The following is a 22,411-nucleotide window of genomic DNA, read 5'->3' on the forward strand; positions in this document are numbered from 1 at the left end:
GAACTGCGGCGATTCGCGAATTCAAAACGGGCGCAGCGCACCCATTATGCAAAGAGGGGAAGCCAACATGATTCAATTCCTTGCTATTTCGACGCGACATTCTGGAGAAACCGGTTGCCGCCAAACTTTCCCGCGTCGTTCACTACACCGAATTACTGCACTCGTCTTCGCGGGCTTTGCAGCGCTCGTTGCACAAACTCTTTTTACTACATCACTTAATGCCGAGTCATCCGATCGTCCGAATATCGTTTTAATCATGACCGACGATCAGGGTTACGGCCCGGTTGGTCGTCATGGGCACCCTTGGATTCAGACGCCGCACATGGATCAGCTGTACGACACGAGCGTCCGTTTCTCACGGATGTTGGTCGCTCCGACTTGTGCGCCCACGCGTTCGGCCCTGATGACCGGTCGCCATCCGATGCGTAACGGCGTGACCCATACGATCTTGGAGCGAGAGCGAATGACGCTTGATGCGGTCACGTTGCCCCAGGCGTTAAAGAAGGTCGGCTATACCAGCGGCATCTTCGGAAAATGGCATCTGGGTGACGAAGACGAATACCAGCCAAATCATCGCGGATTTGACGAGACGTTCATCCATGGCGCCGGCGGCATTGGTCAGGCCTACGATTGCAGTTGCGCCGACGCGCCAGGCAACAAGTACTTTGATCCGGCGATCCGTCACAACGGCAAGTTCGTCAAAACCGAAGGCTTTTGCACGGATCTCTTTTTTACCGCTGCGCTCGGTTGGATCCAGGAAAAGAAAGAGGCCGACGATCCTTTCTTCGCCTACATCGTGACCAACGCGCCGCACGGACCGTTTCTGGCTCCCGACGCGGATAAGAAGCGGTTTCTAGAAATGGGCTTTAGCGAATCCGAGGCCGGTTTCTATGGCATGATCGAAAACATCGATGACAACGTCGGCCGGTTGATGGCCAAGTTGGAAGAGTGGAAGTTGCTCGACAATACGGTCGTCATCTTCATGTCGGACAACGGCATGACCGGCGGCGGATCGGGGCGCTTGGGCAAACCGATCGGCAAGACGGCCGACGGAGAAGTGCTTTATCCCTACAACGCAAAGATGAAAGGCTTGAAAGGATCCAGCGATGAAGGGGGCGTGCGTGTGCCGTTTTTCGTCCGCTGGGATGGTCACCTCACGCCGAACCGCGACGTTGATACCGTCGCGGCCCATATCGACGTCTTCCCGACGATCGCCGCTTTGGCCGGCGCCGAGCTGCCGGCAGGTCAGGTCGAAGGCCGCAGTTTGTTGCCGCTGGCCGAAAACGAAAACGCCGATTGGAAAGATCGTTACCTCTTCACCCATCAAGGCCGCTGGAAGACCGGCGAAGAACCGAACGACTACCAGTGGAAGCACTTCGCCGTCCGCAACCAAAAGTATCGCCTAGTGGGCGAAAACGCGCTGTTTGACATGGAAGCGGATCCCAGCCAAAAGACCAACGTAATCGACCAGCATCCCGACGTCGCGCAGGCGATGAAAACCGCCTACGACGCATGGTGGAAAGAGACCCGTCCGATGATGGTCAACGAAACGGCGAAAATGTCGCCGACCAAACCGTTCTTTGAAGCGTACTACTCCCAGGAGAAAGGGGAGGGGATCCCGGCTTGGGTTCCGCCGAAGCTGTAATAGCGGCGGACTGGCGTTTTGAGATGCACCGAAATTTGACAAACGGGTGTACATCTCGTTCGTGTTGGTAACGCGAACCGTGATCGACGGTCGCGTTGGCACAGTTCGATTTACTTCCGAACGGATCGCATTTCGTGGTGCGTTCCGAGTCGTGCTGTGAGACTATTCTTCCGGCGGCAATTCGTCCGTGAGCTCCATCAAATCGCCATAGATATCTGGCGACTGCCGGTTCCAATCGCCCGGATAGGCTTCCCCGTGCGTGACAACTCCCAGCAGCTCAGGCCCGGAATATCCCGTGAAAGAGATCCCTGACTTTTCGGCGCCCCAGAGTGAGCCTCGTTGCGTTGGTTCAAGCCAGAGGTGATATCCCCTTGATCGAAGTAAGATCAGGCAAGGATCGCTCGTATTGCCAGCGGCGGAGATTCCAGAGTTGCTCATGCCAAATCGTTCGCGCTTTTTGGCATTAAACTCACCCTGTTTAACGCTAGAAATTTTCCACCTCTTGCCCGGTCGAAGACATCAGCGTGATTTTGCACTTTGGCAGCGCGTCTTTTAGACGCTGGGCGGCTTTCTTGGTGACATTGGGCCCCAGCGTGACCTGCCGTAGCGTTTTGAGGTTCGCTAGGATCGCGATCGCTTCGTCTGTCACCGTGTCCCCTTCGATCGTTAGCTGCTCTAGCTTGGTCAGCTTGTCCAAGCCGGCGAGCGTCGCATCGGAAAAGCCTTCGCCGATGCTGAGTGACACTAGCTGGGTCGCGGTGTCGATCGCGGTGAAGTCTTCGACGCCGCGTACTTTCAATAACGAAAGTTGCGTCAGCTTCGTCAGTCCGTCCAGCGCCGGCCACGTGTCCAAAGGCGGATCGACTTTCATCAGGCCGATATCTAATGATTCCAGTGACTTGATCGCCGTCAGCTCTTGAACGAACTCAGGCGAAACGCGGACGCCGTCAAACGAGCGTAACTCGCCGAAATCGATTTCGATGTGCTTTAGATTCGACAATTCTCGCAGCGCCGGCGCAGCGCCAGCCGGCGTTTTGGAAGAGGTGATCCGGAGCGTTTCGAGTTGAGCAAGTTTGCCGAGGGCCTGCCAACCAGCGGCGCTGGGCCAGCGGACCTGGTAAAGGAAGAGATCGCGGAGCGACTGGATCTTGGCGATCGCGGCGACCAGCTCAGGCGTCATCTCGGCGTCAATCAGCGTCAGCTCACTCAGACTGGCGCAGTCGGCCATCGGCGCCAATTTTTCGGCTTCCGTTTCTCCGCCGACCAGCGTCAGATGCTTTAATTGGCGAGCGCGGGCGAGAACCGCATAGCCTTTCGGCGTTAGGGTAGTGCTGTCGAGATCGAGTTCTTCGATCGACGAAGCGCCGATCGCGACTGCGTCGTCGTCGCTGATTCCTTGGCCATAGGCGTTCATGCAGACCGGCGAGTCAAATCGAATGACTCGTCCGACCAGCCCAGGCGCTGGTTGGTTCAGGAACAGGGTGACTTCTTCCAGTTCGGCGAAGGCGTTTTCGCCAAAGAGGCCATCCGCCCAACCAGGCGCCGGCTGCTCGTCTTCCTCCTCCGTTTCTGTCGTCAAAGTCACGGCTCCACCGTTGGCCGCCAGTTCGCTTTGCAGACTGGCGAAGCGAGCCGAACGGATGCGATAATAGCCGACATAGGCGAGCAAAACCGCGACAACGGTCACTGCCAGCATCAGGGCCAGCAGCGAGAAGCGGAAGAAACGTTTCATGGTCAACGTGCGTCGCTAAAAAGAGAGGGGCGAAGAGATACGCCGATTGTACCGACCCCAGTCGGTGGTTGCGAATGCTAATGAAAATTGGGCTGAAATCACAAAAAAAGCCGCCGAGGTTATCTCGACGGCTAGGGACAGAGCAGGGGACGCGGAGCTAACCCAATCGCCAGGTCGCGCCTTCTTTGCGATCTTCGAGGGTGACGCCCATCGCGGTCAGACGATCGCGAATGACGTCGCTCATCTCAAAGTCTTTCTTTTGGCGAGCCGACGCGCGAACGTCGATCAACAATTGCATCAGCTGGCCGACCAGTTCGCTGTCGCCGCTGGAAGATTTCTCTGGCGCCGTCACAAAAATACCCAGGATGCCGGTCAGTTCACGCAAGACCGAGAACGCCTTTTTGATGTTGGTCAAATCGGCCGACTTGTCTCCTTCCAACTTTTGCTGATCGATCGTCTTGTTGATCAAGCGAGCCATCTCGAACAGTTCGCTTACCGCGCCGCCGGTGTTGAAATCGTCGTCCATCTTTTCGAGATAGGCGTCTCGATGCTTGGCGATTGCGACCAGCAGTTCCGATTTCTTCGGCTCAAAGTCTCCCTCTTTCCGCGTCTTGGCGGCCGGCAGGTCGAAAAAGCTTTCGCCGGTCAGACGTTCGTACCGTTCAAACAAGCGGTAAAAACTGTCGAGTCCGATGCCGGCTTCGGCGATCGCTTCTTCGCTGAAGAGGATCGTGCTGCGGTAGTGCGTGCGGAGCAGGAAGAAGCGGATTCGTTCGCCCGATTGACGCTCGATCAACTTGGCTAGACCGCCGGCGCCGCCGGATCGGCTCATCTTGCCGCCGGCTTCGGCGGCGCCTTCCCGTTCGGCGCGACCGCCGATCTTGCCGGCCGCGGGATCACTGCGGAGCAGCCCGTTGTGCATCCAATATTTGACCATCGGCTTGGCATGGCAGCATTCGCTTTGGGCGATTTCGTTTTCGTGATGGGGGAAGATCAGGTCGAGCCCGCCGCCGTGAATGTCGAAGGTTTCACCCAAAATCGCTTTGCTCATCGCCGAACATTCGATATGCCAGCCTGGTCGACCGTCTCCCCAAGGACTTTTCCAGCTGGGCTCGCCGGCTTTCGCTTTTTTCCAGAGCGCGAAGTCGCCCGGCGAGCGTTTGCGTGAAGCGGCCTCGCCCCCTTCGCCTTGCATTGCTTCGACGGTTCGATTGGTCAGTTTGCCATACTCGGGGTCTTTGGTGACCTCAAAGTAAACGTCTCCTTCCGACGCGTAGGCGAACCCTTTTTCGATCAGCTCGGCGACCATCGCGATGATGCCGTCCATCGTCTCGGTCGCTTTCGGCATCTGATCGATCTGATCAACGCCCAATGCGGCAAGGTTGTGCAGATAGTCGGCGATGTTCTCGTTGGCGACTTCTTCCATGCTGATGCCGCGCTCGGTCGCCTTTTTGATCAGCTTGTCGTCGACGTCGGTAATGTTGACGACCAGGTTGACTTCATAACCAGAGTAGACGAGATAGCGTTTGACGGTATCAAAAATGACCGGGCCCACCATGTGACCGATATGCGCCTCGGCGTAGACCGTGGGACCGCAGAGATAGATCCCTACCTTGCCCGGCGTCACCGTTTGAAACTCTTCCTTGGTTTTCGACAACGTGTTGTAAACGCGAATGGTCATGGCTTTTTGGATTAAGAATGGAACACGGATGGCACGGTGAGCACGGTGCAGAATGTGCGTGCGGTGATTGAAATGAGGTCAGGTCTCATTTTTTGTCGCAAAACATGAGACCTGACCCCATTTAAATCTTGTTCATATAAACTCGTCAATTTTCTCGAGCAGTACGACGCATTCGGCTTGGATGGCTTCGCGGCGACCGACCAGGCCGACTTGTTCGCCGGTTTTGGCTTTGATGCCGACTTGGGCTGGTTCGATCGTCAGGATATTCGCCAGAGCCGTGCGCATCGCCTCTTTGTAAGGCGAAAGTTTGGGCTCTTGGGCGAAAATGACGGTGTCGATATTGATAATTCGCCAGCCCTCTTCGTTCACCTTGTGGTAGGCGAAGCGGAGAAAGTCGGCTGAATCACGACCGCGGTTTTCGGCCGCACTATTGGGGAACCACTCGCCGATATCGGGCAAATTGGCGGCGCCCAGTAACGCGTCGGTAATCGCATGCATCAAAACGTCAGCGTCGCTGTGCCCGACCAGGTGTTGGTCGTGCAGAATATCGACCCCTCCCAGGCGAAGCGGACCGCCCTCGGCGAGCCGGTGCGTGTCGTGTCCTAAACCGATGCGGATCATGACCAGTTGCTGGGGTTGGGGTGGTAACTATAAAAACCGACAGAGTTTACGCACCTTGCGTGAACTCCCAGTGGCGGGCGATTATAGCCCACTTGGCGAAAACCGACAACGCGAACGAGTGACTCCGACGAAGCAGCGTTTCCCGCACCGGCTGAACCTGCACTTCCTTCATGACCCGTCAGGGTTACAATCGAATTATGCCCCCAATTATCGAAATTCAGCGACTGACGAAGACGTACGAGGTTTACCAGAAAAAAGAGGGGCTGCTGGCCTCGGTTCAGGGGCTGTTTCGCCGCGACTATAAGACAGTCGAAGCGGTTCGCGGCATTGATCTGACCGTCGATCAGGGCGAATTTGTCGCATTTCTCGGCCCCAATGGCGCCGGAAAAACGACCACGCTCAAGCTCCTCTCTGGGGTCATTAACCCCACCAGCGGCAACGCGACCGTCATGGGTTATGTCCCCTGGAAGCGCGAAAATGGGTATCGTCGCCGTTTCGCGCTGGTGATGGGGCAAAAGAATCAGCTGTGGTGGGACCTGCCGGCTCAAGACAGCTTCCGGCTCCACCAGAAGATCTATCGCGTTGACGCCAACGAGTTTCAACGGACTCAGGACGAACTGACCGATCTGTTGGATGTCCGCCGTTTGCTCAATCAGCCGGTCCGCAACTTGTCGCTGGGCGAACGGATGAAGATGGAGCTGATCGCGGCGCTGTTGCATTCGCCGGAAGTGCTGTTTCTGGACGAACCGACGATCGGGCTTGATGTCGTCGCTCAGCACAACATTCAAAAGTTCCTGAAGCATTATCAGGCCGAGCGGAAGATCACGGTGCTGCTGACCAGTCACTACATGAAAGATATCGCCGCGCTCTGTCAGCGCGTTGTGGTGATCGCCGGGGGCGAAATTATCTATGACGGTTCGCTCTCCGGAATCATTGATCGTTTTGGCGGGCACAAAATTGTCACGCTGCAGTTTGAACAGGAAGCCGTGCCTGGCGATCTATCGCGGTTTGGCGATGTGATTGAGATTCAGCATCCCCGGGCCAAGATTCGGGTCGATCGCAATGCGGTCGGCCGCGTACTCGGTTCGATCCTGGATCAGTATGAGTTGGCCGACGTCAGCGTCGAAGATCCGCCGCTCGAAGAAGTGATCGCCGAGGTCTTCTCGTTGTCCAAAGGGCAATCGCCCGAACCGGCCGCTATCCACTAAGCATCGCAGCGAAGGACCTACGTCATGACCGAATTGGCGGCCCGCGCTTCGACCTGGTGGGCAATATTTAAGATCAACTTTCACGAGAAGCTCGTCTATCGCGGCGACTTCATGCTCGGCACGCTGATGCGCTTTTTGCCGATCGTGACGCAAGTCTTTTTGTGGTACGCCGTGTTTGACTCGATTCGGGCGAACAGCGGAAGTGACGCCGGCAACGCCAAAATCGCCGGCTACACTTATGACAACATCGTCGCCTATTACCTGCTCTCGACGGTCAGCCGCGCCTTCTCCAGCATGCCGGGTCTGGCCTCGGGGATTGCATTGCAGATCCGCGAAGGGAGATCAAGAAGTATCTGATCCAGCCGTTGGATTTGATTTCGTTCATGTTTCTCAATCGCTTGGCGCACAAGCTGACCTACTACATTGTCGCCGCGCTGCCGTTCGCACTGGTCTTTTGGCTCTGCCGCGACTTTTTTGGAGGCTGGCCGGACTCTACAACGCTGCTGGCGTTCTTTGCGTCTCTATTGATGAGTTTTGCCCTCGGCTTTTTCATGGAAGCGACGATCGGCATGATCGGCTTTTGGTTTTTGGAAGTCAGTTCACTGCTGTTCGTGTATATGCTGTTCAACTTTTTCCTCTCGGGACATATGTTTCCGCTCGACATGCTCGACAGCGTCGGCGGCCCGTGGGGAACGATCGTGCGGGTCTTGCCGCTGATGTATCTCGCTTATTTTCCCGCGGCGGTTTTCCTGGGAAAGATCCAAGGAACCGAGTTGGTGATTGGATTGGTCGTGCAGTTGGCCTGGGTGATTTTCTTTTACGTGACCTGTCGCATGGCGCTGCATTACGGCGTCAAACGCTATAGCGGATACGGGGGTTAAGATGTCTTCGGATCGCGCGGCGTATTGGCCGGTCTTTTTCACATTTGTGCGGAACAGTTTGATCCGCGACTTGAGCTATCGCAGCAATTTCGTCATTGAATGCGCTTCGAGCTTGTCGTGGGTGTTGATGAACCTGGGGTTTTATCTGCTGATCTTCACCTTTACGGCCGAGATCGGCGACGGCACCGGCTGGAAGAAGTACGAGTTCTTCGTCTTTTTGGCGACGACGCTGTTCATCAACAGTTTGATGCAGACCTTCTTTATGCCGAACGCCCAGGAATTTTCAGAGCTCATCCGGACAGGCCGGCTCGACTTTGCGCTGCTCAAGCCGATTGATACGCAGTTTTTGATTTCGTTCCAGAAGGTGAACTGGCCGTCGATGTCGAACTTTTTGTTCGGCCTAGTCTTGCTCAGCATCTCGCTCTGGAACTTGACCGAGCGCCCTGACCAGCCGCTGGTGATCACGCCGTACATGGTGATCGCGTATCCCCTGTTTTTGCTCTGCGGCGTCGGCATTCTCTATAGCTTGATGATCGTGTTGGCGGCGACCAGCATTTGGCTCGGTCGAAACCAATCGCTGTACGATTTCTGGTTCTACATCACCAGCTTTTCCCGCTACCCGATGGAGATCTACCAGGGTGGAATCGGCGACACGCTGCGGATTATCTTTACGTTCGCGATCCCAATTTTGGTGGTGGTCAACGTACCGGCCCGCATCATGGCCAAGCCGCTGGGGATTTCGTCGAGCGAAAATGTCATGCTCGCCTGTTTCGCCGTCGTCGCCACCGCCGGCAGTATCCTCGGCTCACGCTGGGTCTTCAAGCGAGCGCTGCTCAGCTATCGCAGCGCGTCGTCGTAGCCCGAAACGGTTTTGAAGTTGCGTTATTTCGCCAAACCGCCGAACTACTTGCCGAGAACAAATGCATCCTGCGGCTGCGGCGCCCCGCTAGCGGAGCTATCGCCGCCAACCGTGGGAATATCGCAACTTCCAAATCGGGCTACCAAGAGATGCGAAATGGCGCGAAGAGAACGAATGCCCTAGGCGTCGATCCACTCGCGCTGCCATAGCTCGAGCACGAGCAGCGCCCAGAGCCGGGCGCTATGGTCGAATTGCCCCGCCATGTGTTCGTCGAGCAACTGGCGGACCGTTTCTTCGCGGAAGAGTCCGCGGCTGAGCGCTTTTTCGGACAACAGCGAATCGATCAGCAGTTCTTTCAGCTCGTGCCGGAACCAATAGTCCAGCGGCACGCCGAAGCCCATCTTGGGGCGATCCCAAATCTGCGCCGGCAGTCGATCGCCAAAGACCTTGCGTAGGATCTGTTTTCCGCGTCCTCGTTGATACTTGCGGCCAATCGGCAATGCGGCCGCAAATTCGACCAGGCGATAGTCAAGAAACGGCTGCCGGCATTCGAGCCCATGCGCCATCGACGCGATGTCGACCTTGCAGTTTAAGTCGCACGGTAAATAGGTCGTCAGATCGGCCAACGAAGCGCAGGTGATCGCGTCCCGTTTGCCGCAACGTCGCCAGGCCGATTTTAGAAAGTCAAATGGATCGCTATCGGACAATTGCGCGACAAACGCGTCGGTGTATAACTGCCCGCGACGCGTCTCGTTGAAAATACTGACCCAATCGAGATAGCGCCGCTCCGGAGCCATCGCGATCGCTTCGGCGAAACGTTTCGCTTGCCGCATTCGCGACTTTTGACGTCCGCTGGACGGCAGCTGTTGCCAGAGTTTGGCGCCCAGCACGCGTTTCAGCGGGCCCAAGCGATCGATCATCGCTCCCAGACCCACCGCTCGATAGCGACGATAGCCTGCAAATAATTCGTCTCCTCCGTCACCGCTGAGCGCAACGGTTACTTCGGCTCGAGTTTGTTGCGAGACGTACCAGGTCGGAATCGCAGAGCTGTCGGCCATCGGCTCGTCGTAGTGCCAAATCAGTTTTGGCAAGATTTCGAGCGCGCTGGGGGTGACTTGAAACTCGTGATGCTCGGTTCCTAGGTGCTCAGCGACCTGGCGTGCGAAACTGGTCTCGTCATATTCCTTCTGCGGAAAGCCGATCGAGAATGTTTTCACCGGGCGATCGCTCTGTCTTTGCATCGACGAGACGACCAACGACGAATCGACGCCGCCAGAGAGAAACGCGCCCAACGGCACGTCGGCTTGCATTCGCAGCCGGACTGCGTCGTCAAACAGTTCGCGCAGTTCGGCGTCTTGCAGCGCGGCGGGGCGGCGATCTTCGTGCGTGAAGTCTGGTTTCCAGTACCGCTCGACATGCAGACCTGCGTCGCTAAAAACCGCCAACTCGCCAGGCGCCAACTTCTTGATCCCTTTCAAGATGGTGTTGGGATGCGGCACGTATTGGTAAGTCAGGTACTCGTCGATCGCGGTCGGATCGATTTCGCGCGGTACGTCTGGCAGCGCCAGCAACGTCTTTAGTTCGCTTCCAAATACGATCCGCCCAGCGTGATGGTAGTAATAGAGCGGCTTCTGCCCTAGTCGATCGCGCCCCAATACCAAACGTCGCTCGCGAAGATCCCAGATCGCGATCGCGAACATTCCGTTGAAGTGACGAAAGCAATCGGGCCCTTCGTCTTCGTACAGGTGGACGATCGTCTCGGTGTCGCTATGCGTTCGGAACGTATGTCCGGCCCCTTCGAGCCGACCACGCAGCGCGGCGAAGTTGAAGATCTCGCCGTTGAAGATGGTCCAGACGGTTTCATCTTCATTGGCCAGCGGTTGTTTGCCGCCGGCAAGATCGATGATGGAGAGTCGGCGATGCCCTAGCGCGACCCCGGGAACCGCGGGATAGGGATTTCGATTTTCTAGCTCACGATGCAGATAGCCGGCGTCGTCGGGGCCGCGATGCGAAATGCAGTCGGTCATGCGCCGCAGCGCCTCGGCCGAAACCGCCAATTGTGGATCGGTCCATGCCGCCCCGGTGATGCCGCACACGCGCTAGTTCGCCTTGATGGGGATCGTGAAAATGAAAGGAGCCCTTATTTTAATCGGGCTTTGCCAGGCGACTAGCAGCAGAAAAATCGAGGGAAAATCAACGTTTGAGACTTACGCAGACGATTTCCTGGTCATTTCGAACAAAAACGTGCCGACCAGCGAACGCCGGATGCGCCCAGGTCACCCCGCCGCGACGCGAAAGTTGGGCGGTGGTCGGCTCGATGATTTTCGCTCGATCGATTTCGTCGAAACCCTGTTTCGACAGTTTGGCGATGATCAGCTCTCCCATTTCATTGAAGAGCCAAAAGAGCGGGCCATTCTGAACAAAATGTATGTTGCTCCAGCGGTTGGGGGGAGTCGCCGTCAAATCGGTCCAGATGCGATCGCCGGTCTGCGGATCGAGACAGCGCAGCTCACCATGACTGTCGCAGCCATAGATGACGCCTGGCAAAAAGACCGGCGTGCTGATGATCGACTGCAACGCGTCGGTATCGCGCTCGCTGCGGCCGACGCGTAGCCATACCTTTTCGACGGTCGGTTTGTTTTGATGCAGCCGTAACATCAGTGCGCCATCGTAGAAGTCGGTCAAGAACAAGCGATCTCCCTGCACGACCGGCGTAGAAATGCCGATCGGCATGTTTCTCGGCGGCCAAGCGAATCGCCAAAAGACTTTCCCATTTTTGGGATCGATGCCGGCGACGCTATCGCCGGTCCAGCAAACGACGACATCTTCACCGGCCTGCTTGATCAAGATCGGCGCCGAATAGCCGGCGCGATCGTCGAGCGCGCGCCATTCTTCTGCGCCGGTTTTCGTATTCAAAGCGACAATGCAGGCGCCGTCCGCTCCGCCGATCTGCAAGATCAGGCGATCGCGGTAAACCAGGGGCGCCGCGGCGATGCCCCAGTCAGGCATGCGAATCTTTAACTCGGTATTCAGATCGCGCTGCCAGAGGATCGCGCCGCTCGCCGCGTCAAAGCAAAACAGATTGCCCATCGTGCCAAGCGCGAAGGCGCTGCCGTTGTCGATCGTCACGCTGGCCCGGGGGCCTGCTTGATAGCCAACGCCCACGTATGGGCAGTCGTACTCATGCGACCAGAGTTTCTCGCCGGATCGTTCGTCGAAGCAATGAACGCGTTCGATTTGCTTCGGTTCGACCAAGCGATCGGTGACATAGACTTTGCCGGCGGCGACGGTCGGCCCGCTATAGCCAGAGCCGATGGGCGCTCGCCATTTGACTTCGGGCCCTTCCGCCGGAAACTTGCGTAAGATGCGATCCTCGCGCCAGACGCCGTCTCGATTTTCACCGCGCCACTGCGGCCAATCGTCGCCCAGGGCAGGGGAGACGATCGCCAGACACGCACCCAGGAGCAACCAATTGATACGCATCCAACGAATCCCTTCGTAGCGACCTGGGGCCGCCGTGACTAACGGTTGAACAAAAAGGCAGGACTGTTGATCAACGCCCAAGCCAAGTCTTGCACGCCGGTCAAGCGTTGATTCTTCTCCAGTTCGGCGAGTTTCGCAACCTTAACTTGCATTTCTTTCAGGCGACCATCGCGTGATCGATAGAACTCGGTCAGCTTTTTCGTCTGTTCTTCGGTCCGCTCGGCCGCGGCGAGCGCCAAGATCTCTTGGATCTCTGGCGGCAGGTTGCTTTTCAAGTGCAGCGGCCGAGGGCTGGTCGTGACGGAAACGCGGAACTTGCCCAGCAGGTGCGTCCCATCGGGATATTGGAAGTTCATCCGCACCGCCAGATTGGTTCCCTCGGCGAATCCCGCGTCATCGGCCGTTTCAAAGATCGCGACGTGCGGCACGTTGAACTCAGGACTTACCGCCCAACCGCTGGCCGGGTTGTTGTCGATCGCTGCGCGTACGTCCCAACCTTGTTGCGAAAAATCGGCTTCGCCGCCGGTTAGCGGCACGTCGACCGTTTGGGCGGCGTCTGTGGCGCTGGTCGCGGCGACTTTCAGTTCGCTCAAGACAAAGTTGCCATTTTTGGCGCGACCTGGACCGCCAGCAGGCAAACTAGATTCGGCCAGCGCCTCGATTCGAATTCCGGTGACGCCGGTCAGATCGGTCGGAAAGAGAAGTTCGTATTCGTCTTTCGCCAGCGCACCTGAAACAACGATCGACTGATCCTCCAGCGATTTGAACTCGGCGCCAATGGTTGACTTCATCGCGGCGGCGGTCAGCGGCGTCCACTCTGGCGTGCGGGCCGAGCTTGCTTCCCACTCTGGCATTTTGGCCATCAGGTCGGCTTCGTAGGTGGCCAACTCTTGCTGCGCCTCTTCGTAGTCGCCGATCGATTCGTGCAATGTGCGAATCGCCAGGTCGCGCTCTTCGGCCGTCGGCTTGCGGGCATAGAATCGCAGGAAGAGCTCTTCGATCAGCTGCTCGTCATCCGGCGTCTCCAGCGTCAGCTTGGTTAGTTCGCTGTTGGGATCGGCGATCGCGTCAGCGATGGTCGGACCGTTCACCAACTTCATCACCGGGCCCAGCATCACGCCGCCAGAGCGTTCGCATTCGCACGAGCTTTCTCGCGGCGGGCGCCCAAAATCGTCGAGAAACGGAATACGAGCCGACACGTCAGGCAATTGCATCGCGCGAAATCCGGTCGGTACGCCGGGCAACTTGGCCGCGCTGCCGGTCGCCAAGTGAATCGAATCGAACAGCACTTCGGCCGGGAGGCGGCGGGGCAGAGCGTGCGAATAGTTAATGCCGTCGTCATCGTTCCAACGGTTGGTTTCGACCGAATGCTGATAGACGCGCGACTTGCAGATGCGGCGGAGCATTACCTGCATGTCAAAATCGCTCTCGAGAAACTCTTGCGTCAAGCGATCGAGCAACTGCGGGTTGGCGGCCGGATTGCCGGCGCGAATGTCGTCGATCGGTTCAATGATGCCGACGCCAAACAGATAGCCCCAAAGTCGATTGACGTAACTCTTGGCGAAGTATTGATTCTCGGGCGAGATCATCCAGTCGGCCAGCTTCTCGCGGCGGCTGTCAGCGTCTGCGACCAGTTCGTTCTGGTACGGAAATTCGGGAGGCGCCACATTGCCGGTGAGCAAGTGCTTCACTTCGCCAGACCCGGTGTCGTAAATCACTTCGACCAGCGGTTGGGCGCCTTCGACCGCCGTGCCGCCGATCCGCTGACCGGCGAAATGCTTGTCTTCTTTGCGACCGACTTGGGCGAAGAAAGCCGAGAGCTGGTAGTACTGGCTTTGCGTCCAGCGCTCGAACGGATGGTCATGGCATTTGTTGCAATTGAAACGGACCGCCAAAAAGAGCTGCGTCGTGTTCTCCATCGCGCCTTCCGGATCGCGGAGGATCTTGTAGTAAGAGCTGGGGGGATTGTCGATGTTCGAGCCGGATGCGGTCAGGATCTCGTGGACGAACTGATCATACGGTTTGTTCTCGGCGATCGATTCTTTGATCCAATCGCGGAACGCATGAACGCCGGGCTCACCCAGGAACTTCTCGTTCACCTGCAGCAAGTCGGCCCACTTGTTGGTCCAAAATTCGATAAACGGCGCGCTGCCGATCAGACGATCGACCAACGCTTCACGCTTGGCCTGAGTCGCGGTCGTATCGGCCAGAAATGCTTTCACGTCCTCGGACGTCGGCGGCAATCCGGTCAGGTCGAGATAAACGCGGCGGATGAACTCTTCATCGGTGCACAGTCCGCTGGGCAGCACTTTGACGCGCTGCAACTTGTCGTACACCAGTTCGTCCACATAGCTCTCGGTCGGCGGATTGGTCCACTCAAAGCCGCTGCGATCGCCCATGACGGTGACCGTCGTTGCGGCGTAGGCGCCGTCAAACCGCGCGAGCACCGCCGATTCGCCGCGCCGCAGCAGCGACAACACGCCGTAGGCGTCGGCCACGGCGACTTCGATATTGCCGCTTTCGATAAATGCGTCGGCGGTGACGTCTTTGGTCGTACCGTCCGCATAGTTGGCGAGAATTACAAACTGCTGCTTCATCTTGGGCAGCGGAATGACCGGGTTTTTCGGCAGGATCTCGATCGAGGTAACTTTCGGCGATTCGAGATTCAGTTTCACGCCGCCTGCGATCCAGTTGCGCAAGATTTCGTAACGGCGGTCGCCGGGCTTGGTCAGTTGACCGCCGACATGCGGGATGGCGCCGCTCGATTTGAGCAGCATCAAGCTTTGATCAGGCGCCGCGCGATTGAAACGACGACCGGCGACATCGTCGACCAGCGCTCGGTGATCGTACAGAGGATCGTAGCCGCGCAGTGACAGCTTGAAGCCATTCTTGCCATCTTTCGATCCATGGCACGTCCCTTGATTGCAACCCATCTTCGACATCGCGGGATTCACATCGCGGACATAGTCGGCATGAACTTCCCCTTCCAGGTTACGCACGCTGACCGGCACGCTGACGTCTTGATCGGCGTACTTCAAAACCAGTTGCGTCTCGCCGTCGGCCACCGGAGAAACGAGTCCATTGGGCGTGATTTTGAACTGCGTCGATTCATCTTGCCGTTCGACGACGCGGGTCAGGTCGACGATCTCGCCTGAGTCGAGCGTGCCGGTGACCAGCACCTGGGCGTAGGCGAAAGGAGAATCGAGTTCGATCCGCTCGGGCCAAACGTCAACTTTGACCAGGCGCTTCCCGGCGGGGATCGTATTCTCGGCGCGTATCGAACCGAGCGACACGGCGAGCGCGAGCAACAGGCTAAGTAAGATTCGCGAAATCATAAAAGCGTTTCCTTGCCGGGGGATAATAGCGCCGTGAGAACGTCGGAAAATCTAGTTTGCCGCAGCCGCCGGAGCGGCCAGCGGGACGGCCGAAAACTGACGCACCAGCGTACCGTCTTTGACCAGGTTAATGCGAACGACGCCGTCAAATCCGACCGAAGCCAACTGCTGCCCATCGGGACTGAAAGCGATCGAATAGACGGCGCCTTGTTGGGCGGCCATCTGACGCAGCAGTTTGCCATCGGCCGTGTTAAACAGATGAATCTCGCCGGTTTGGTCGTTGCTGCTGCAAGCGGCGACCAGCGAAGCGTCGGGAGAAAATGCGACATCAAACACGCGGCCCGGCAGCGCCGGAAAGGCGCGAATTAAATTGAAGTCGTCGCCGATCTTCCGATCTTTCTCGCGAAACATTTTATAGATCTTGGGGATGCCGTCGGCGCCGCCGATCAGCAGTTGATCTTCGGTCGGATGACGCATCACGGCGGCGATGCCCCCTTTGAGTGCGCCCGGCGTGATGCTGGTGATGTTGTCAATGAAGCGTTCGGTTTTGACTTCGTACAGTTTCATTGTCATATCGCGACTGACCGAGACGAGGTGCGAGCCGTCGACCGAGAAGGTCGTATCGAGCGCCCAGTCTTCATGGGCGCCGTTGAACAACACCTGATCGCCGGTCTCGGCGTTGAAGACGCGAACCGTGTTGTCGCCGCAACCGACCGAAACTTGTTTACCGTCGGGAGACCAGTTGGCGCCGTAGATCGTGTCGTACGAAACCGGAAGCGAATAGGTCAACTCACCGCTCTCCACGTCCCACATTTGCAGTTCGCCCAAGCGACCCGGCGATCCGCCTGCGACGACCAAGCGTTCGCCATCGGGAGAGAACCGCGCGGATTCTATTCGCTCGGACATGCCGACCAAGCGTTGGGCGACGCCGCTGCCGTCCGCTTTTTGCAGCAACACTTCGTGATAGCCGGATACGGCCAGCATGCTGCCGTCGGGGGAGTACTCAATCGAGGTCAGCACCGGCGGCAGTGAATAGACCGGCGGATGATCGTGATCAATCGTGGGTCGCGTCGAAGCCGGCGTATCATCTTTCGCACCTTGCGAGATCCACAGCGCCAACGTTTGGCGATCGGCGTCGGCCAACGGCTTTTTGCCTTTTGGCATTTCGGCTTTGCCTTCGTCCGGCGTGATTAACTCGATCAAATAGCTTTCGTCCGGCTTGCCGGCGACGATTGCAGCGCCGCCGCTTTCACCGCCGGCGATCAGCTTCTCAAAATCGGTCATGACATAATCGCCCCCTTGCTTGGCCGGCTGATGACAGCCTTGACAGTTGGCCTGGAAGATCGGACGCACGTCACGGAAGTAACTGACAGTCCGATCTTCTTCCGCCAGCAGAGCGGGGGCGAAGAAGAGGACCAACGAGAATACGAACAGCTTCGATGGCATCGCAACGGATCCTTGTCGAAAGCGCTGGCTTGTAAGGAGGCTTGGTGAGCAGGCAAGGGAAGGAGCGCCGCCGAGGAAGCGCGGCGCGGAATGACTTACGGTTTATGCTAACCGAAAAGTTGGCGAGATTGCAAGAATTTCCCGCCCTGGCCAAGGGATCGCGGGGAAGTTTGCCCCCCAGGTACAAAAAAAGGTGCGCCGAAGCGCACCTCAGTAGCGTGGTTGGCCCCGATAGGGCGGCGCAGCCGTGGGGAGCATCGGTTCCCGGTCGGCGGCGAATGGGCACGCCGGATCAAATTGCCGGGGGAAGCCTCCGCTTTTTGGATGCCCGCGGCGTGATGCTGCTTGCCGACTTCGTCGGCCCAGATAGCGGAGCGATCTGGGCAAACCTGATTGGCGAATCTACTTTCGCAGGGTGACGCCGGTCATCATCCAGCCGTTTCCTTCGGTGTTGACGAAGAAGCCGCCTGGTCCCAGAAAGGGGGCGACCTGCGCGAAAGGAGGCAGCTTCGATCCGTCCAACTCTTGCCGGCGAACTTCGTCTTCGTGACCGATGCGCCAGATGCGATTGATCGCTTCGCCCAGCAGCGATTTCGCTTCGGGCATGCGATTGGTGCGGATCATTTCGTGCGTGACGCGGAACATCTCGTCGGTACGTCCGAATTGAAAAAAGCTGTCCTGGGCCAAGCCCAAATCGGTCAACGCGGCTTTGACGCGCACGAAATCGGCCGACTTCGACAAGTCGCTCTTATTTTGCAACACTTTTTCCAGCAGTCCGACATGGGACGAAACGAAGAGCCATTTGCCATGGATCGTGATCGCCATGTTCGGCAGTTTTTGCGCCGGTTGCGGATTGGGGGCCGCGACAAAGGCGGTCGGAAAGCCGGGGCCGATGATCGTCAGCGTCGGCAGTTCTTCTTCGGCCTCTTCGATTCGCCAAGCGTCAAAATTGCCTTCGGCGCCTTTGATCTCGATCGGTTCTGCGTTCGGTTCGTTCTCAAGAATCTTCCAAATCGCCGCTTTCACCATCGCCACGTTCGTGATTTCGACCGCAAATAACCGGCGTTCGCTATTGGGCGTAATCGGTACGGCAGAGTCTGAAATCATAATGACTTCGTCATCGAGAAACGGCACGATGTCGTGGGGGATATCGACCTGCGGGCCGAGGTTGTCTTCTTTCAGACTTTCCATCACTTCGTCAAAGATCTCGTCGTCGGCGTAAGCGTTGACGATCGACTTGACGTACTTGAACGCGTCTTGCATGTCCCAGCGAACCGAGAAGTAAGTCGCAACTTCGTCCGGAACCCACGCCGGCGGCGCTTCGATCGGCCCATTCGGGAAGTCCATGATCCGAGCGCCCAGCACAAAGCGATCCCCAGCGGCCGCGTTGGGATCGGTCGGAGCATAGGCGAACTCACGATGGAGGATATCGTATTGCTTGTCAGGTCCGGCGTTGAAATTGATCAAACCGCCGCCCCCTTTAAGGGCTTCAAAACCTTCGCCTTCGAGCATCTTCAGAATGTCTTTGCCCCGCTTCTTGCGACCGCCGGCTTGGGCGCGCATCACTTCGACAAAGCCGAACGGTTCGGCGAACCAGCGAATGTTGGGGGCCAGGCCGTCGGCGTCTTGCTCGCAGCGTTTTTTTACTTCGACGAACGGCTCGAAGTCCGAGAGCGGTTTCGCCGCTTTGCCGGCCGTCTGGGCTTTCACGATCGCGGTCAGCACATCCAGGTTGTCGCCGGCCAGCAGCAAATCTTGGTTGATCAGATAGAAAGCGATTTTGTTTTCAACTTCACCCTTTTTCTTGGGGAAGGTGAACTTCGCCGCATCGACTCCTTCGATCTTCAAGGTCGCTTTGGCGGCGCCTTGTTCGATCTGGTTTTTCTCGATCTTCTTCAGCAGCGCATTGGCCGGCTGCAATTTTCCGGTGACGTCGACCAGCAGCACCATCGCGTGCAACTTGTCATCGTTGTTCGGTTGAATCGCCGCGGCGCAGACTTCGCCGGCATAGACCCCTTCGAGATCGGCGAAGGTGATCCCCAGTTTGACGCCGCCGTCAGACAGTTTGGCTTTGAGCTGTTTGACCAGATCGTCGGCGAACGGCTTCATGTCTTCATGAGCGGCCAGCTCCCCCAACTGAGTCGCTTCAAAACGAACGCGTAGTTCGTCCATGTCGGGGGTCGAGATGTAGCTTTTCGTCGTATCGGGCAGCAGGTCGGCCGCCGGTGGTGGTACGGCCAGGGCCAATGAGGAGGAAGTGGCGGCGCAAATTGCGCAAATTGCCAAACGGAAACTCGGTGGCATGCGAAATTTCACTTCTTTTCTTCCTCCGCCTTCTGATTAACTGCCTGATCGAGAGAGTGTGCCCAGACGTTCGCCCGTCGCGCACTCTCTTAATATCGGCAGCGGCGTACTCAAATAAAAACAATGTGTCGTCAGGAAACCAAAGCGATTCTGAGCGTCTTCCCGTACTTCCGTAAAGCTGTACCGAATGTTCCGGATTAATGGCTCTGAAACGCTTGCGCAGTTTATGCGACCTGACGGAAGAGGGCAAACCCGGTGGACGCTATCGGGGACAAGTTCCATAATCGGCCGGATGAATCCATATTCCAGCGAAAGTCTCTGTTCGGACCCTATTCACGGCTATATCCCCTTCGTCGTGGACGGCGAACCGGGAGAAGTGACCGAGCGTGACATCATCGACTCTCCTTGGGTGCAGCGGATGCGGCAGATTCATCAGCTGCAAACCGCCTGGTGGGTCTATCCGACGGCCGAACATACCCGCTTTCAGCACATTCTGGGGGTGATGCACCTAGCGAGCCGCGCCATCGCCCAGCTTTATCCGAGCCTGCAAGAGTCGTGCGCCGACGTCCCCAGCCGGGGATATGTCGAAACGTTGGTGCGTATGGCGGGACTGCTGCATGATGTCGGACATGGTCCGTTTGGCCATTTCTTTGACACCCACTTTTTGTCGCAATTTAATCTGACCCACGAAAAACTGGGAGCCCAGATTATTGAACAAAAACTGGCCGACATGCTGTCACAATTGCGGCGAAACCCCCATAGCGTGCTCGAACCCAATGAGCAGATCGACCCGCAGCAGATCGCCTGGCTGATTCAGCGCCCTCGCGAAGCGGATGCGGCGCCCTATCCACAGTGGTTGATCCATTTGCGCAGTTTGCTCAGCGGCATCTATACGATCGACAACATGGATTTTGTCCTCCGCGACGCCTACATGACCGGCTACAGCAGTCGGTCGTACGATCTCGATCGCTTGTTGCACTACAGCTTTTTCACCCCCAGCGGGCTGACGATCCATCACCGCGGCATGGGCGCGCTCATCCGCTTTATGAATGTGCGAGCCGAACTGTTCCACAACGTCTATTTCCATCGCGAAGTGATGGCGATCGACAAAACGTTGGAAGACTTGTTTCGCGATAGCCGTCAACATTTCTTTCCCGGCGATCCGTCGGCCGATTTGGATCGTTATCGCGAGTTGACCGAGTTTTCGCTACTGATCGATGTCGCGCGGTGGAGCCAAAGCGACAATCCAGAAGTTCGCGCCTTGGGCGCGCGATGGGATCAATTGCTGCAGCGAAAGATTGAGTGGAAGTTCGTCTGCGAGCGCTCGCTCGGATTCAACGATACGACCACCGAGCAGTCGAACATCTTGCAGTCTGACCAAATGGCCGAATTTGCAATTCGCCAAGGGTTGCCCGCAGAACTCAAAGAGCTGCCGCTAAAGGTGGCGGTCAGCCGTTATATTTTCCGCCACGAGACGGCGCAGCAGAACTATTTGTACGATGCCGCACAAAACGTCGCGAAACCGCTGACGAGCGATCAAATTTTTCGCAGTTTGCCGATCAGCCGCAAGATTTGTCGCATCTATGCGCGAAATACGGACCACGCGCCGCAGTTATCGACTGCGCTGGACGCGTTGTTTGGCGGAAATCGGGTCGACGATTTGACCAACATGTGAACCTTGGCAGGGGATAAGTTTCCTCGTGAGTTGGCGATCCGTCGCCGCGCGCTATAATGCGCTGCGACGCTCCCACTCACGAATCTTTGCCACAGGAAACTTATGGCGTCTGAATCGTCCGCACCGCGGACTCATCGACCGCACACGCTCAGCGAACTTCGCGAAAGCGGCTGGATATCGAAAAGCGTAAAAGACGAAATTCGCGACAATTTTATTCGCATGCTCGCCGCCGGCGAGACCCTCTATCCCGGCATCGTCGGTTATGACGACACCGTCATTCCCGAGATCAACTTGGCGCTGATCGCCGGGCACGACATGCTGTTTCTCGGCGAGAAGGGACAAGCGAAAAGCCGCATCATGCGGATGATCTCGCGGTTCCTGGATGAAGAAGTGCCCTATCTCGACATCCCCGGCTGTCCCGTTCACGAAGATCCCTACCATCCGATCTCAAGCATCGCCAAAACTTACTTAGCGACGCATGACGAAAATCAAGTGCCGATCGCTTGGTGGCCGCGCGACGAGCGTTATGTCGAGCGTTTGGCGCCAGGCACCAAGTTTGCCGACGTCATCGGCGAAATCGATCCCGCCAAACTGGTCGGCGGCGTCAGCATGTCGACCGAAGAGGCGCTCCACTTTGGCCTGATCCCCCGCATGCATCGCGGCATTTTTGCGATGAACGAACTGCCGGAACTGGACGAACTAGTGCAGGTCGGGCTGTTCAACATGTTGGAAGAACGGGACGTGCAGATTCGCGGCTATCCCGTGCAGTTTGACATTGATCTGCTGTTGCTCTTCTCGGCGAATCCAGCGACCTACAATCGTAGCGGCAAAGTGATTCCGCAGCTCAAAGATCGCATCGGCACGGTCGTGCATACGCACTACCCGCGTGAGCGCGATCTCGGCATTCAGATCATGCAGCAGGAAGCGGCGGTCGATCTGGAGGGAGATTACCCCGTCGTCGTCCCCTACTTCATTCGCGAAATCTTAGAGCAGATCACCGTCTGCGGTCGCAAGAGCAAGTACATCGATCATCAGTCCGGCGTCAGCGCTCGCTTTAGCATCGCCAACTTTCGGACCGCGGTCGCCAGCGCTCGCCATCGCGGCGTCATCGTGGGCGAGAAACCGGCGGTTGTGCGTCTCTCGGACCTGGGGCATCTCTACTCGTCGTCGCTCGGCAAATTAGAGCTCGACATGATGGGAAGCCATCAGATGTCTGAACGCCAGGTGCTTGATGCGCTGGTCGCCGAAGCGGTCCGGATCGTCTTTAGCGAGTATGTCGAGCAGCATGGACTGGAAGAGATCGGCCAGATCTTCAGCCGCGGCGTGAAGATCGAAGTGGGCGATTTGCTTCCTTCCAGCCAATACGCCGAACGTCTGCAGCATGTGCCGCCGATTTGGGACAAAGCGTTTGAGCTGAACGCATCGGAAAACGAAGCGATGCGGGCCTCCTGCGTCGAGTTTGTATTGGCCGGATTGCACGCGCTCGATCGCATTTCTCGCTCGCAGCAGCATGGTCGGATCGAGTACGAGTTCGAATAACA

General features: G+C 57.4%; 16 protein-coding genes. 7 read left to right on the forward strand and 9 right to left on the reverse strand.

The window, feature by feature from the left end:
- Window positions 1-244 precede the first annotated feature (244 nt).
- Complete coding sequence (locus tag DSM3645_RS07670) at window positions 245-1,645, forward strand: arylsulfatase (protein WP_261339711.1); 1,401 nt, start codon at window positions 245-247, stop codon at window positions 1,643-1,645.
- A 162-nt stretch (window positions 1,646-1,807) separates the two neighbouring features.
- On the opposite strand, the gene DSM3645_RS07675 is transcribed toward DSM3645_RS07670, so the two are convergent.
- The 4 genes from DSM3645_RS07675 to ispF form a co-directional block, all read right to left on the reverse strand.
- Window positions 1,808-2,083: a hypothetical protein gene (locus tag DSM3645_RS07675; protein WP_002651539.1), complete on the reverse strand. Its 276-nt coding sequence runs from the start codon at window positions 2,081-2,083 to the stop codon at window positions 1,808-1,810.
- Between the two features lie 46 nt (window positions 2,084-2,129).
- Complete coding sequence (locus tag DSM3645_RS07680) at window positions 2,130-3,377, reverse strand: hypothetical protein (protein WP_002651540.1); 1,248 nt, start codon at window positions 3,375-3,377, stop codon at window positions 2,130-2,132.
- A 157-nt stretch (window positions 3,378-3,534) separates the two neighbouring features.
- On the reverse strand, window positions 3,535-5,058 hold the full coding sequence (cysS, locus tag DSM3645_RS07685) for a cysteine--tRNA ligase (RefSeq protein WP_002651541.1): 1,524 nt from the start codon (window positions 5,056-5,058) through the stop codon (window positions 3,535-3,537).
- Between the two features lie 132 nt (window positions 5,059-5,190).
- Complete coding sequence (gene ispF / locus DSM3645_RS07690; RefSeq protein WP_002651542.1) at window positions 5,191-5,679, reverse strand: 2-C-methyl-D-erythritol 2,4-cyclodiphosphate synthase; 489 nt, start codon at window positions 5,677-5,679, stop codon at window positions 5,191-5,193.
- Between the two features lie 197 nt (window positions 5,680-5,876).
- Between ispF and DSM3645_RS07695 the strand changes: the two genes are divergently transcribed.
- From DSM3645_RS07695 to DSM3645_RS07705, 4 genes are read left to right on the forward strand one after another with little or no spacing between them, the layout of a single operon-like run.
- Complete coding sequence (locus DSM3645_RS07695) at window positions 5,877-6,887, forward strand: ABC transporter ATP-binding protein (protein ID WP_040351688.1); 1,011 nt, start codon at window positions 5,877-5,879, stop codon at window positions 6,885-6,887.
- A gap of 24 nt (window positions 6,888-6,911) precedes the next feature.
- The gene (locus DSM3645_RS31255) at window positions 6,912-7,244 is read left to right on the forward strand and encodes a hypothetical protein (protein WP_002651545.1); all 333 of its coding nucleotides are present in this window, start codon (window positions 6,912-6,914) and stop codon (window positions 7,242-7,244) included.
- 26 nt (window positions 7,245-7,270) lie between these two features.
- Window positions 7,271-7,768: an ABC-2 family transporter protein gene (locus DSM3645_RS31260; RefSeq protein WP_002651546.1), complete on the forward strand. Its 498-nt coding sequence runs from the start codon at window positions 7,271-7,273 to the stop codon at window positions 7,766-7,768.
- Between the two features lies 1 nt (window position 7,769).
- Entirely contained in the window at window positions 7,770-8,627 is an 858-nt protein-coding gene (locus DSM3645_RS07705; protein ID WP_002651547.1) for an ABC transporter permease, read from the forward strand.
- Between the two features lie 179 nt (window positions 8,628-8,806).
- On the opposite strand, the gene asnB is transcribed toward DSM3645_RS07705, so the two are convergent.
- The 5 genes from asnB to DSM3645_RS07735 all read right to left on the reverse strand — a co-directional run bounded on the left by asnB (window position 8,807) and on the right by DSM3645_RS07735 (window position 19,177).
- The gene (gene asnB / locus DSM3645_RS07710) at window positions 8,807-10,723 is read right to left on the reverse strand and encodes an asparagine synthase (glutamine-hydrolyzing) (protein ID WP_002651548.1); all 1,917 of its coding nucleotides are present in this window, start codon (window positions 10,721-10,723) and stop codon (window positions 8,807-8,809) included.
- A 97-nt stretch (window positions 10,724-10,820) separates the two neighbouring features.
- Window positions 10,821-12,110, reverse strand: coding sequence for a PQQ-binding-like beta-propeller repeat protein (locus DSM3645_RS07715; protein ID WP_002651549.1), 1,290 nt, complete (start codon window positions 12,108-12,110; stop codon window positions 10,821-10,823).
- A gap of 38 nt (window positions 12,111-12,148) precedes the next feature.
- Window positions 12,149-15,445 (reverse strand): DUF1549 and DUF1553 domain-containing protein, encoded by a 3,297-nt coding sequence (locus tag DSM3645_RS07720; protein WP_002651550.1) that lies wholly within the window; start codon window positions 15,443-15,445, stop codon window positions 12,149-12,151.
- A gap of 51 nt (window positions 15,446-15,496) precedes the next feature.
- On the reverse strand, window positions 15,497-16,891 hold the full coding sequence (locus DSM3645_RS30870; RefSeq protein ID WP_002651551.1) for a WD40 repeat domain-containing protein: 1,395 nt from the start codon (window positions 16,889-16,891) through the stop codon (window positions 15,497-15,499).
- A 402-nt stretch (window positions 16,892-17,293) separates the two neighbouring features.
- Window positions 17,294-19,177 carry a hypothetical protein gene (locus tag DSM3645_RS07735; RefSeq protein ID WP_131282322.1) on the reverse strand — a complete coding sequence of 628 codons (1,884 nt, stop codon included), beginning with the start codon at window positions 19,175-19,177 and terminating at the stop codon, window positions 17,294-17,296.
- Window positions 19,178-19,487: 310 nt separating this feature from the next.
- Between DSM3645_RS07735 and DSM3645_RS07740 the strand changes: the two genes are divergently transcribed.
- A complete protein-coding gene (locus DSM3645_RS07740; protein ID WP_040351691.1) occupies window positions 19,488-20,870 on the forward strand; it encodes an HD domain-containing protein in 1,383 nt (460 codons plus the stop codon).
- A 102-nt stretch (window positions 20,871-20,972) separates the two neighbouring features.
- Window positions 20,973-22,409, forward strand: coding sequence for a hypothetical protein (locus DSM3645_RS07745; protein WP_002651555.1), 1,437 nt, complete (start codon window positions 20,973-20,975; stop codon window positions 22,407-22,409).
- Window positions 22,410-22,411: the final 2 nt, after the last annotated feature.

The sequence above is a fragment of the Blastopirellula marina DSM 3645 genome (genome assembly GCF_000153105.1).
Taxonomy (GTDB): Bacteria; Planctomycetota; Planctomycetia; order Pirellulales; family Pirellulaceae; genus Blastopirellula; species Blastopirellula marina.